Source organism: Microbacterium sp. LWS13-1.2 (genome assembly GCF_040144835.1).
In the GTDB taxonomy this organism is placed as follows: Bacteria; Actinomycetota; Actinomycetes; order Actinomycetales; family Microbacteriaceae; genus Microbacterium.
In genome coordinates this window covers 3,651,422-3,664,354 of sequence record NZ_CP151632.1, presented here as the reverse complement: position 1 = coordinate 3,664,354, position 12,933 = coordinate 3,651,422, and the positions used below count along the sequence as shown (strand labels likewise).

The following is a 12,933-nucleotide window of genomic DNA, read 5'->3' as shown; positions in this document are numbered from 1 at the left end:
GCCCTCTCAGGATGCCGAGGGCTCCGGCTCGTCGCCCGGCTCGCGACGGGCGTCCTCGAAGTCCTCGAGCTCCTTCTCCCAGGCATCCTTCGCCAGGCGATACCAGAGGTAGAAAGCGAAACCGGCGAAGACGGCCCACTCGAGCGCGTAGAAGATGTTGAGCCAGTTCACGCTCGACCCGTCCGCCGGTGCCGGGGAGGAGATCGCGGCGAGGCCGGCGACGGCATCCCCGGAGGCAAGGTACGGGCGGTACACGAACAGCCCCGAGACGTCGTGCCATTGTCCCAGGAGGGCGGCCGGCGACATCCGTGTCAGCGTCTGCGGATCGGCGCCGCGCGGCGGCAGCACCGGTCCCTCGTCCGAGATCAGCCGTCCCGTCAGCTCGACGGTGTCGCCCGCCGACGCCTCGGCCTCGAGCTTCTCGATCGCCGCACGAGCGTCGTCCTCGGTGGCGGCCCACCCCAGGGCCACCGCGACGGAGGTGGGGGCGGAAGTCTCGGTGCGGGTCGGGTCGAGGCGCAGCTGACCGGTGACCCAGTAACCCTCGACGCCGTCGTTGAACCGGGACTGCACGATGACGAAGTCCTCGGGCACCCACCTGCCGGCAGTCGCGACCCGCTGACCCACGAGCGGCTCGGGGAGGTACTCGCCCGGCACTGCGACGTCGGCGAGCTCCTGCACCTCTTCGGTCGCGCCGGGCGGCAGCGGGTTCGTCTGCACCGCTCGACCCAGCTGCCACTGCCCGAGCCAGGCGAACACGGCTGCGACGACGAGGCACAGCAGCAGCATCCCGATCCATCGCGGGCGCAGCATCACCTCGCGCAGCGTCGGCGGGAACTCCTCGACCGGATCGTCTGCATCCGGTCGTTGAGCGGAGGGCGCTCCAGCGCCCGCAGACGAAACGCGCCCGTTCGTCGGATGCTCCGGCACGGAGTCGTCGGTGCCACCGAGGCGTTTCGTCTCGCTCGTTCCTCGCTCGCTCAACGACCGGGAGTCGTCGTCGGGGTCACTCATCCCGCGGCGTAGGGCGCGACGACGACCTCGACGCGCTGGAACTCCTTGAGGTCGGAGTATCCGGTCGTGGCCATCGACTTGCGCAGCGCCCCGATGAGGTTCGCGGTGCCGTCCGCGACCGGAGCCGGCCCGTACAGGACCTCCTCGAGGGAGGCGACCTGATCGACCTTCACCCGACGCCCGCGGGGCAGCTTGGCGTGGTGCGCCTCAGGGCCCCAGTGGAAACCCCGGCCCGGCGCATCCGTGGCGCGCGCGAGCGCGACGCCGAGCATGACGGCATCCGCACCCATCGCGATCGCCTTGACGATATCGCCCGACGTGCCCACACCGCCGTCCGCGATGACGTGCACGTAGCGTCCGCCCGACTCGTCGAGGTAGTCACGACGCGCGCCGGCGACATCGGCGACCGCGGTGGCCATGGGGGCGTGCAGACCCAGGGTGGCGCGCGTCGTCGACGCCGCTCCCCCGCCGAAGCCGACCAGCACGCCGGCGGCGCCGGTGCGCATCAGGTGCAGCGCGGCGGTGTAGGTGGACGCCCCGCCGACGATGACGGGCACATCGAGGTCGTAGATGAACTTCTTGAGGTTCAGCGGCTGATCGACGCTCGAGACATGCTCGGCCGACACCGTCGTGCCGCGGATGACGAACAGGTCGACGCCGGCGGCGACGACCGTCTCGTACAGCTCCTGCGTGCGCTGCGGCGTGAGCGCGCCGGCCACGGTCACGCCGGCGGCTCGGATCTCGGCCAGGCGGTCGCGCACGAGCTCGGGCTTGATCGGCTCGGCGTACAGCTCCTGCATGCGGCGGGTCGCGGCGGTCTTGTCGAGCCCGGCGATCTCGGCCAGCAGCGGCTCGGGGTCGTCGTAGCGCGTCCAGAGGCCTTCGAGGTCGAGCACGCCGAGGCCGCCGAGCTGACCCAGCATGATCGCCGTGCGCGGGCTGACGACCGAATCCATGGGTGCGCCCAGCACCGGGATGTCGAAGCTGAATGCGTCGATCGTCCACGTGGTCGAGACGTCCTCGGGGTTGCGCGTGCGCCGCGAGGGCACCACCGCGATGTCGTCGAACGTGTAGGCGCGACGCGCGCGCTTGGCCCGGCCGAGCTCGATGTCCATGCTCACCCGACCAGCCTACCCGGCGGGGTTGTCGCGGCTGGATCCTGCCGGGCGCACGCGGTCTTCCCGGGTTTGGGGCGCACCGCGCGCGTCCGGGGCGCACCGGGTTTCCGGGCGCATCCGGTGCTTCGCGGGTTTGGGGCGCACCGCGTGCGTTTGGGGCGCACGGGATCCCCGGGCGCACCCGGTGCTTCGCGGGTTTGGGGCGCACCGCGTGCGTCCGGGGCGCACGGGATCCCCGGGCGCACCCGGTGCTTCGCGGGTTTGGGGCGCACCGCGTGCGTTTGGGGCGTACGCGGTGCGCCCCAAACGGACGTGATGCGCCCCAAACCCCGACAGGAGGTGAGGACGGGGCGGGGACGGGGCGGGGACGGGGCGGGGACGGGGCGGGGACGGGGCGGGGACGGATGCCGCGGGCCGCGGCATCCGTCAGCCCTAGCGCGCCCGCGCGACGCGGGTCTCGTCCCAGACCGGCTCGCCGGACTCGAACACCCGGCCGTCGGAGCCGAACACCAGGAAGCGGTCGAAGGACTTCGCCAGCCACCGGTCGTGCGTGACGGCGAGCACGGTCCCCTCGAAGCGGGCGAGGGCGTCCTGCAGCGCCTCGGCAGAGACGAGGTCGAGGTTGTCGGTCGGCTCGTCCAGGAGCAGCAGCGTCGCGCCCGACAGCTCGAGCAGCAGGATCTGGAACCGCGCCTGCTGGCCGCCCGACAGGCTGTCGAACGTCTGCTCGGCCTGACCGACGAGGCCGTAGCGGTCGAGCGCGCTGCTCGCCGCCTCGCGCGGAAGCCCCGCTCGTGCGTCCTCGCCGCGGTGCAGGATGTCGAGCAGCGTCCTGCCGTCGAACTCGGGGTGACGGTGGGTCTGCGCGAACCAGCCGGGAACGACGCGCGCGCCGAGGATCGCCCGCCCGGTGTGCGCAACCGGATCCAGCGCCGCACCCGTCGTGGTCAGGTGTCCGAGCCGGCCGTCGGGATCGGTGCCGCCGCGTGCGAGCAGCCGCAGGAAGTGCGACTTGCCCGAGCCGTTCGACCCCAGCACCGCGACCCGGTCGCCGAACCACACCTCGACGTCGAAGGGCCGCATGAGGCCGGTGAGCTCGAGCTGCTCGGCGACGACCGCGCGCCGCCCGGTGCGCGCACCCCGCAGGCGCACATCGAGGTCCTGCTCCCTCGGCCGCTCCTGCGGCGGGCCTGCCTCCTCGAATTTGCGCAGTCGCGTCTGGGCGGCGCGGTAGCGCGACGTGAACGTGTCGTTCGCGGTGGCCTTCACCTTGAGCGTCGCGACGAGCTCCTTGAGCTTGACGTGCTGCTCATCCCAGCGCCGCCGCAGCTCGTCGAGTCGCGCCATGCGGTCGTCGCGAGCACGGTGATACGTGCCGAAGCCGCCGCCGTGCACCCACGCGGTGCTGCCCGCGCCGCCGACCTCGAGCGTCACGATGCGGTCGGCGGCGCGCGCCAGCAGCTCGCGGTCGTGCGAGACCAGCAGGACGGTCTTCTGGGTCTCGCGCAGGCGCTCCTCCAGCCACCGCTTGCCGGGCACGTCGAGGTAGTTGTCGGGCTCGTCCAGCAGCAGCACCTGGTCGGGTCCGCGCAGCAGCGCCTCGAGCGCGAGCCGCTTCTGCTCGCCGCCCGACAGCGTCGTCAGCTCGCGGAACCGGGCACGCGAGAACGGGATGCCGAGTGCCGCCGTCGTGCAGGTGTCCCAGACGGTCTCGTACTCGTAGCCGCCCGCCTCGGCGTAGTCGGCGAGCGCTCCGGCGTACCGCATCTGCGTGTCGAGGTCGTCGCGCTCGATGATGGCCGCCTCCGCGTCCTCCAACTCGCGTGCGGCGCGGCGCACGCGATCGGGTGCGACGGCGATCAGCAGATCGTGGACGGTCTGCCCGGGCCCACCGTGGCCCACGAACTGGTCCATGACGCCGAGGCCGCCGTCGATCTGCACGACGCCGCCGTGCGCCGGGATCTCGTCGCGGATGATCCGCAGCAGGGTGGTCTTGCCGGCCCCGTTCTGCCCGATCAGCGCGGTCGTCGATCCCTCGCCGACGCGGAACGAGACCTCGTCGAGGAGCGGCCGTCCGTCAGGCAGCGCATACGAGACGGCGGCGATGTCGATGTAGCCCACGGTGTTTCCCTGTCTGCTCCGGTGCGGCACTTGCGCTGAGCGAGGGACGAGTCGAAGCGTCCGTCGCCGATCAGGGAGCCGACCAGACTATCTCAACCCGAGCACTCGCGTGGTCGAAGGCGCGTTTCGTCTCGCTCGTCCCTCGCTCGCTCAACGACCGGGTGAAAGCCCCGGACGTCGGGCGAGGGAACGCCGGCGACCGAGACGAAACACCTCGAGCCGACGGACCGCGCGCGGTAAGCGCGTTTCGTCTCGCTCGTCCCTCGCTCGCTCAACGACCGGGCGAAAGCCCCGGACGTCGGGCGAGGGAACGCCGGCGACCGAGACGAAACACCTCGAGCCGACGGACCGCGCGCGGTAAGCGCGTTTCGTCTCGCTCGTCCCTCGCTCGCTCAACGACCGGGTGAAAGCCCCGGACGTCGGGCGAGGGAACGCCGGCGACCGAGACGAAACACCTCGAGCCGACGGACCGCGCGCGGTAAGCGCGTTTCGTCTCGCTCGTCCCTCGCTCGCTCAACGACCGGGTGAAAGCCCCGGACGTCGGGCGAGGGAACGCCGGCGACCGAGACGAAACACCTCGAGCCGACGGACCGCGCGCGGTAAGCGCGTTTCGTCTCGCTCGTCCCTCGCTCGCTCAACGACCGGGTGAAAGCTCCGGACGTCGGGCGAGGGAACGCCGGCGACCGAGACGAAACGCCTCGAGCCGACAGGCCGCGCCGGGTAAGGCGCGTTTCGCCTCGCTCGCTCGACGACCGGGGCTCATGCCGCTCGCTCGTTCCTCGCTCGCTCGACGACCGGGGCTCAGGCGGCCGGCGCGGCGTACCTGCCCGATTTGATCGCCCGCTCGCGCGCCTTCGCCGCCTCGACCTCGCGGTTCTTCGGCGGCGCCGTCGCGACGAGGTCGTCGAGGAGGTGCTGCGTGAGGTGGGCGATCTCGTGGACGGCGCGATCGAACGCCTCCTGGTTCGCCTTCGAGGGCTTCGTGGTGCCCGCGATCTTGCGCACGTACTGGAGGGCGGCCGCGTGCACCTCGTCGGAGCTCGCCGCCGGCTCGAAGTTGTGGAGCGTGTGGATGTTCCGGCACATGCCCCCGACGATACGCCGCGCCTCCGACGGCGGCCAAGGAGCGGCATCCCTCGACGAACCGGCGTCGAGATCGCACAACCTCGCCGAGATCACGCGCCGCGCGCGCGAACGACATGCGCTCTCGACGAGATCGCACGACATCGACGGATGCCGCGACCCGGCGCGCTACCAGCGCTCGTCCCCCCGAGGGAGGACGTCGAGCACGTGCGGCAGCTCGCTCGGGAAGCAGGAGCGGAAGAGCTCGGTGATCTGCGGGTCCGACCCGTAGTCGTCGACGATGCGCAACCCGATCATCGTGCTGATCAGCATGCCCTCGGCCATGAAGGCGCGGGCCTCGTCGGCTTCGAGCCCCATCTCCTCGCGGAAGAACCGCCACACCGCCGCGAACCCGCGGCGCGCGGCGGCGCCGATTACCGGGTTGCTGCCCAGGAGGTAGGCGTGCGCGAGGGTCTGGTGCAGGCCCCGCACCTCGATGAGGTCGACGTAGGCCTGTCCGATGCGCTTGGCGGCGGGGAGGTCGTCGCCCTCGTCGGCGGCGAGCGCGGCGCGGAACGCCGCGAGCAGCCGTGTCAGGGCGTCCTCGATGGTCGCGAGGAACAGGTTCTCCTTGGAGCCGAACAGCCGCACCACGTACGGCTGGCTGACTGCCGCGGCGCGGGCGACCTCGTCGGTCGTCGCGCCCTCGTACCCGCGGGTGCCGAAGACGGCGAGCGCGGCCACCAGGATCTGCCGGCGCCGCTCGTCGGACGACAGGCGCTTGCCGGTCTCGGCCGGCTCGTGGGCGGTGGCGCCGCTGCCGTCCCGCTGCACAGAAGTCATGCTCCGAGGTTATCAGCGAATGACTTGACTTTGTAATCAGTCGATTACTACATTGTGGTAATCATTCGATTACAACCGGAGATCCTCATGACCGACACCTCCCTCGCCCCGCGGACGCGGCGGCGACCGCGCCCGTTCGCGCTCGTGCTGGCCGCGGCATCTCTCCCGATGTTCATGGCCACGCTCGACAACCTCGTCATGACCAACGCTCTGCCCGTCCTGCACAGCGAGATGGGGGCGAGCGTCGAGGAGCTGCAGTGGTTCGTGAACGCGTACACGCTCGCGTTCGCCGGTACGATCCTCATCGCCTCGGCACTCGGCGACCGCTTCGGCCGCCGGACGCTGTTCGCCATCGGCATCGCCGTCTTCGGCGCCGGGTCGGTGCTCGCCGCGCTCAGCACCGACCCCGGGCAGCTCATAGCCGCCCGCGCCGTGCAGGGCCTCGGGGCGGCGGGCGTCATGCCGCTGTCGCTGGCCCTGCTCAGCGGCGCCGTCCCGCCCGCGCGGCGCGCCCTCGCGATCGGCATCTGGGGCGGCGTCTCGGGCCTCGGCGTCGCCGTCGGGCCCCTCGTCGGCGGCGCCATCATGGAGGGCTGGAACTGGCAGGCGATCTTCTGGGTCAACGTGCCCGTCGCCCTCATCGCGATTCCGCTCGCGCTGGTCGTGCTCAACAACGACTTCGGCGCCCGCGCCCGCATCGACGTACCCGGAGCCGTGCTCGCGGCGGCGGGCGTGCTGGCCCTCGTCCATGCGATCGTGCGCGGCAACGACGACGGCTGGGACTCCCCCGGCGTGATCGTCGAGATCGTCGTCGGCGCGCTCCTGATCGCCGCCTTCCTGGGGTGGCAGATGCGGGCGAAGGCCCCGCTCATGCCGCTGCGGCTGTTCCGCGACCGATCGTTCTCGATCACGAACATCGTCGGCTTCGCGTTCAGCTTCGGCACCTTCGGCTCGGTGTTCATCCTCATCCAGTACCTCCAGGTCGTGCAGGGCTCCACCCCGCTCGAGGCCGCGGTGCAGACCACGCCGTGGACGCTCGCGCCGATGGTCGTGGCGCCGATCGCCGGCATCCTGGCCCCCCGCGTGGGCACGCGGCTGCTGCTCGTGCTGGGCCTCGCCCTGCAGGGTGCCGCGCTCACCTGGATCGCGGCGATCATGTCGACCGACCTCGACTACCCGGCGCTCATCGTCCCGTTCGTGATGGCCGGTGTCGGGATGGCGCTCGTGTTCGCCCCGTCCGCCACCGCCCTGCTCGCCACGCTGGGGCTCATCGACCACGCGAAGGCGTCCGGCGTGAACTCCACCGTCCGCGAACTGGGCGTCGCCCTCGGCACCGCCGTGATGACCGCGATCTTCGTGAGCGCCGGCGGCGAGCTCATGCCCGATCTGTACGTCGACGCGGCGCGTCCGGCCGTGTTCACGGGTGCGGCGGTGCTGCTCGCCGCGACGGTCGTGGCGCTGTGGCTCCCGTCGGGCAAGGCAACGGATGCCGCGGCCGCCACCGCGACCGATGCCGCCCCCGCTGGTGCCGAAGCTTTCGCGCCGACGGGTGCCGGCTCCCCAGAGCCCGTGGGCATCGCGCGTTGAACCCGCGCGCCTGTCCACATCGTGTGCTCTCGCCGAAACCACGTGCTCCCCGCGTCGCGGACATGTGCGCTCGGCGAGAGCGCATGACCTCGTCCGCGGCAGCGCGCCCGATCGACGGCGTCCGCCCGCTCAGTCGCCCTTGCCGCGCAGCAGCCGGGTGAACGGCCCGTCGAGCAGGAACAGCAGGAACGCGGCCGACCCGATCCACGGCGACGCGACGACGACCAGCCCGCCGATCACCACTGCGCTGAGCGAGCCGCGACCGTAGGCGGCGGCATCCGCGGCGCTCATGTCGGGCAGCATGACCTCACGATGGCGGACCGCCCACTGCCACTGCACCCAGCTGAAGAGGATCGCAAGGAAGAACGTGACCGGCATCGCGAGGCGACCCGCGTAGTACGCCTCGTACTCGGTCATCAGCCGCGTCGCGAACGGCACGAGCACGATGAACAGCAGGCGCCCGTTGTTGAGCCAGAGCATCACGGAGTCGACCCGCGCGATGTGCTCGAACTGCCGCACATGGACCATCCAGAGCAGGCACAGCAGCGCGAAGCTGATCGCGAAGTTGATGAACAGCTCGTACATGCCGCCCAGGGCGGCCCACATCTGAGTGTCGGAATCGACCTCGCCCAGCGAGTTCGACGTGAGGTCGAGCACCAGGAGCGTCGCCGCGATCGCGAACACGCCGTCGGTGAACGCCTCGAGGCGCGTGGTGCGCTGTGTCGCCGCAGGATGCTGCCGCTGCCTGATCATGGCGCCAGGGTAGCGACACACGGCCACGCCGGTGGGGATGCCGGCCGTCATACTCCGACTCCCTGCTGGTCGTTCACGCGCGCTGCGCGAGGATGGACGACGGATGCCGCAGCCCACGCCTGCGACGGGCTCCGCGTGGGCGCCGTCGGCCGGCGCCCCAGATCCGTGGAGGACCGACCCGTGACCGAGCACGTTCCGCATGTCGTCGTCGGGGCCGGTGCCATGGGACTCGCCACGACCTGGCAGCTCGCCCGGCGCGGCCACCGGGTGCTCACCGTCGAACGGTTCGAGCGCGGCGCATCGCACGGCGCGACACGCAACTTCAACAACGCCTACTCCGCCGCGCACTACCTCGACCTGCTCGCCCTCGCGCGCACCGAGTGGGACGAGCTCTCTCGCACGACCGGTGAGCCGCTGCTGCGGCTGCACGGTCTGCTGACCCACGGCGACGACGCCGTGGTCGCGCAGGTGCGCGAGGCGCTCGTCGCGCGCGGCGAGCGCGCCGAGATCCTCGAGCCGGTCGATGCTGCACGCCGCTGGAGCGGGATGCGGTTCGACGGCGGCGTGCTGTTCACCCCGGATGCAGGCGTGGTGCGGGCCGCGGCGGCCCTGGACGCGCTCGAGCACGGCGCGCGCAGCCACGGTGCCGACATCCGCTACAGCCACCGCGTCGTCGCCCTCGAGGAGCGCGGCGACGGCGTCGCGCTCACGGTCGACGACGGCGACCGCCGCTACGACGTCGTGGCCGAGACGGCGGTGGTCACGTCGGGCGCCTGGACCCCCGGCATCGTGCCCGCGTCGTTCCCGCTCCCCCGGCTGACGGTGACCGAAGAGAGCCCCGCGCATTTCGCCCCGATATCCGCAGACGCCCGCTGGCCCTCGTTCAACCATCTCGTCTCGCGAGGGACCTACCCGGGTCCGACGTACGGGATGCCCACGCCGGGCGAGGGCGTGAAGGTGGGCTTCCATCACGTCGGACCGGTCGTCGACCCCGACCGCCGGACCTTCCGGCCGGTGCCCGCGCTCGCTGCGGCGCTGCACGACTACGTCACCGAGTGGTTCCCCGGACTCGACCCCGATTCGGCCGAGCCGATCAGCTGCACGTACACCTCGACGGATTCCGAGGACTTCGTGCTCGATCGCCGCGGTCGCATCGTCGTCGGCGCGGGCTTCTCGGGTCACGGCTTCAAGTTCACACCGGCGGTCGGCTCGGTGCTCGCCGACCTCGCGACCGACGACGCCGCCCGAGCAGCCGAGGCGTTCCGGATCCGCTGACGCCGGGCCGCGGCATCCGCTCACAGGGCCCGACGGAGGGCTACTTCTTGTAGTTGGGCGCCTCGACGACGATCTGGACGTCGTGCGGGTGCGACTCCTTGAGCCCGGCCGCGGTGATGCGCACGAACTTGCCCTTGGCCTTGAGCTCGTCGATCGTGCGGGCGCCGACGTAGAACATCGACTGGCGCAGGCCGCCGACGAGCTGGTACGCGACGGCCGACACGGGACCGCGGTACGCGACCTGTCCCTCGATGCCCTCGGGGATGAGCTTGTCGTCGCTGGGGACGTCGGCCTGGAAGTAGCGGTCCTTCGAGTAGGACGTCTTCTTGCCGCGCGTCTGGAGCGCGCCGAGCGAGCCCATGCCGCGGTACTGCTTGAACTGCTTGCCGCCTTGGAAGACGATCTCGCCCGGCGACTCGTCGGTGCCGGCGAGGAGCGAGCCGAGCATGACGGTGTCGGCACCGGCGACGAGCGCCTTGGCGATGTCGCCCGAGTACTGCAGGCCGCCGTCGGCGATAACAGGCACACCCGCTTCGCGGGCGGCCAGGTACGCCTCGTAAACGGCCGTCACCTGCGGCACGCCCACGCCGGCGACGACGCGGGTGGTGCAGATCGAGCCCGGCCCGACGCCCACCTTGACGGCGTCGACGCCCGCGTCGATGAGCGCCTGCGCACCCTCGCGGGTCGCGACGTTGCCGCCGATGACGTCGATGTGGTCGAAGCTGGCGTCGGCCTTGAGGCGGCGGACGATGTCGATGACGCCGGCGGACTGGCCGTTGGCGGTGTCGACGACGAGCACGTCGACACCGGCGTCGCGGAGCGCCTCGGCGCGCTGCCAGGCGTCGCCGAAGAAGCCGATCGCCGCGCCGACGCGGAGGCGGCCCTGCTCGTCCTTGGTGGCGAGCGGGTACTTCTCGCTCTTGTCGAAGTCCTTGATCGTGATGAGGCCCGCGAGCGTGCCGTCCTCGTCGATGAGCGGCAGCTTCTCGACCCGGTGCTGGGCGAACAGGGCGATGACCTCACCCGCGCTGATGCCGACGCGGCCGGTGACCAGCCCCTCGGTCGTCATCACGTCGCGCACCTTGGTCGTCTGGCGCTCGAAGCCCGAGACGAAGCGCATGTCGCGGTTGGTCACGATGCCGACGAGGCGGTTGTCGTCGTCGATGACGGGCAGGCCCGAGATGCGGTACTGCGAGCAGAGGGAGTCGACCTCTTCGATCGTCGCGTCGGGAGTGGTTGTGATGGGGTCGGTGATCATCCCGGACTCGCTGCGCTTGACGCGGTCGACCATCGAGGCCTGGTCCTGGATCGAGAGGTTGCGGTGGATGATGCCGAGACCGCCTTCGCGGGCGATGGCGATCGCCATGCGCGACTCGGTCACCGTGTCCATCGCGCTCGAGATGAGCGGCGTCGCGACGGTGATGCGTCGCGTCACGCGGGACGACGTGTCGGCCTCGCTGGGGATCACGTCGGTGTGGCCGGGCAGCAGCAGCACATCGTCGTAGGTCAGTCCGACGAAGCCGAAGGGGTCGTTGTGCTCCATGGGGTCTCCTCGCGCGGCGCGCGCGTGCTCTCGGGGGTGGACGGCGACGGCCGGTGCGCTCGTGACGCTCCGTACTCGATTCTAAGCGTCGGGCGAGGCCGTTTGTTCCCGCAGTAAACGGCACGCGCGAGCGCGCGAGCCGCCGAGCGCCGTCCGGTTGCGATCGGGTCACTTATCCACATCGCACCGTAGGCGAAACAGCGACGACACATTACAGTCGTAGCGTCGTCATCACGGCCGATGCGACCCGAGCTTCGGTGTCCGCGTGGTGCCGAACTGGAGGTTCTGTGGGTCCTACGACTGCTATCCCGAGACGCGTCCGAGCGCGTGTGGCAGCCGCTCTCTTCGCTCTGTTTCTCGTGGCACTGGGACTGTTCGCCACTGCGACACCCGCTCTGGCCGCTGAAGACGATCCCTATCGGATCAGCGGCAACGTACAGCTCGACGGCGAGCCCCTCGAGGGCGTGACGCTCACCGTCGACGGCCCCGGCGGCCTGCAAGAGGTCGAGACCGACGAGAACGGCCAATGGCGGGTGGGCGTCCCCGAGCGGGGCGAGACCTACGTCGTGACGCTCGACGAAGACACCCTCCCCGAGGGCATCGCCGTCGTCGATCCCGAAGACGACACCCCCAACGTCAAAGAGGCCGAGGTGGGGCCGGGCGGGCGCGTGAGCGTCAACTTCTTCATCGGCGAAGGCGAGCGCAACGTCACGAGCTTCTTCGACCAGCTCGTTCAGCGCGTCATCCAGGGCCTCAGCTTCGGCCTGATGCTCGCGCTCGCCGCGATCGGCCTCTCGCTGGTGTTCGGCACCACGGGCATCTCGAACTTCGCACACGGCGAGATGGTGACCTTCGGCGCCATCGCCGCGTTCATGCTCGTCGGGCCCGCGAGCCTCGCGCTGCCGTGGTGGCTCGGCTATCCGGTCGCGGTGGTGCTGAGCGCCCTCTTCGGGCTGTTCCTCGACGTCATCCTCTGGCGGCCGCTGCGCCGGCGCCGGGTCGGCGTCGTGCAGCTGATGATCGTCAGCATCGGCCTCTCGCTCGCGCTGCGCTATACCTTCCAGCTGTTCATCGGCGGTGGCACGCTCCAGCTCCCGGGTTCGTCGGAGTCCAAGATCTCGCTGTTCGGCTCCGTCCAGATGAGCGTCATCGACATGATCTCGCTGGCGATCTCGATCGTGGTCATCGTCGCGTTCGCGCTGTGGCTCACCCGCTCACGGACGGGCAAGGCGACGCGCGCCATCTCGGACAACGCCTCGCTGGCTGCGGCATCCGGCATCGACGTCGACGCCGTCGTGCGCGTCGTGTGGATCGTCGCGGGCGCCCTCGCCGGCCTCGCCGGCATCCTCTACGCCTACTACCGTCCCGGTATCAAGTGGGACATGGGCGCGCAGATCCTGCTGCTCATGTTCGCCGCGGTCGTCCTCGGCGGACTCGGCACCGCTTACGGCGCCCTCGTCGGTGCGCTGATCGTCGGAATCCTGGTGGAGGTGTCGAGCCTGTGGATCCCGGCCGACCTCAAGTACGCCAGCGCTTTGTTCATCCTCATCGTCATCCTGCTCTTCCGACCACAGGGGATCCTGGGCCGACGCGAGCGGATTGGTTAGGGACACACTC

Annotated in this window: 10 protein-coding genes; 3 read left to right on the top strand and 7 right to left on the bottom strand. The window is 70.8% G+C overall.

Features of this window, described 5'->3' with window-relative positions; genetic code table 11:
- Positions 1-6 precede the first annotated feature (6 nt).
- The 5 genes from MRBLWS13_RS16915 to MRBLWS13_RS16895 all read right to left on the bottom strand — a co-directional run bounded on the left by MRBLWS13_RS16915 (position 7) and on the right by MRBLWS13_RS16895 (position 6,158).
- Entirely contained in the window at positions 7-813 is an 807-nt protein-coding gene (locus MRBLWS13_RS16915; protein WP_349429089.1) for an SURF1 family cytochrome oxidase biogenesis protein, read from the bottom strand.
- A gap of 197 nt (positions 814-1,010) precedes the next feature.
- Entirely contained in the window at positions 1,011-2,129 is a 1,119-nt protein-coding gene (locus tag MRBLWS13_RS16910; RefSeq protein WP_331912089.1) for a GuaB3 family IMP dehydrogenase-related protein, read from the bottom strand.
- Between the two features lie 435 nt (positions 2,130-2,564).
- Positions 2,565-4,253 carry an ATP-binding cassette domain-containing protein gene (locus tag MRBLWS13_RS16905; protein ID WP_349426485.1) on the bottom strand — a complete coding sequence of 563 codons (1,689 nt, stop codon included), beginning with the start codon at positions 4,251-4,253 and terminating at the stop codon, positions 2,565-2,567.
- Between the two features lie 801 nt (positions 4,254-5,054).
- Positions 5,055-5,339: a DUF2277 domain-containing protein gene (locus MRBLWS13_RS16900; protein ID WP_349426483.1), complete on the bottom strand. Its 285-nt coding sequence runs from the start codon at positions 5,337-5,339 to the stop codon at positions 5,055-5,057.
- 165 nt (positions 5,340-5,504) lie between these two features.
- Entirely contained in the window at positions 5,505-6,158 is a 654-nt protein-coding gene (locus MRBLWS13_RS16895; RefSeq protein ID WP_349426482.1) for a TetR/AcrR family transcriptional regulator, read from the bottom strand.
- A gap of 87 nt (positions 6,159-6,245) precedes the next feature.
- Between MRBLWS13_RS16895 and MRBLWS13_RS16890 the strand changes: the two genes are divergently transcribed.
- Positions 6,246-7,745, top strand: coding sequence for an MFS transporter (locus MRBLWS13_RS16890; protein WP_349426481.1), 1,500 nt, complete (start codon positions 6,246-6,248; stop codon positions 7,743-7,745).
- A gap of 129 nt (positions 7,746-7,874) precedes the next feature.
- Here the strand turns inward: MRBLWS13_RS16890 and MRBLWS13_RS16885 are convergent, their stop codons facing one another.
- Positions 7,875-8,498: a TMEM175 family protein gene (locus MRBLWS13_RS16885; protein WP_349426480.1), complete on the bottom strand. Its 624-nt coding sequence runs from the start codon at positions 8,496-8,498 to the stop codon at positions 7,875-7,877.
- Positions 8,499-8,678: 180 nt separating this feature from the next.
- Here MRBLWS13_RS16885 and MRBLWS13_RS16880 point away from each other — a divergent pair, with 180 nt between their 5' ends.
- The gene (locus MRBLWS13_RS16880; protein ID WP_349426479.1) at positions 8,679-9,773 is read left to right on the top strand and encodes an FAD-dependent oxidoreductase; all 1,095 of its coding nucleotides are present in this window, start codon (positions 8,679-8,681) and stop codon (positions 9,771-9,773) included.
- A 40-nt stretch (positions 9,774-9,813) separates the two neighbouring features.
- On the opposite strand, the gene guaB is transcribed toward MRBLWS13_RS16880, so the two are convergent.
- The gene (gene guaB / locus MRBLWS13_RS16875; RefSeq protein ID WP_349426478.1) at positions 9,814-11,316 is read right to left on the bottom strand and encodes an IMP dehydrogenase; all 1,503 of its coding nucleotides are present in this window, start codon (positions 11,314-11,316) and stop codon (positions 9,814-9,816) included.
- Positions 11,317-11,681: 365 nt separating this feature from the next.
- Here guaB and MRBLWS13_RS16870 point away from each other — a divergent pair, with 365 nt between their 5' ends.
- Positions 11,682-12,923 carry a branched-chain amino acid ABC transporter permease gene (locus MRBLWS13_RS16870; RefSeq protein ID WP_349429088.1) on the top strand — a complete coding sequence of 414 codons (1,242 nt, stop codon included), beginning with the start codon at positions 11,682-11,684 and terminating at the stop codon, positions 12,921-12,923.
- Positions 12,924-12,933: the final 10 nt, after the last annotated feature.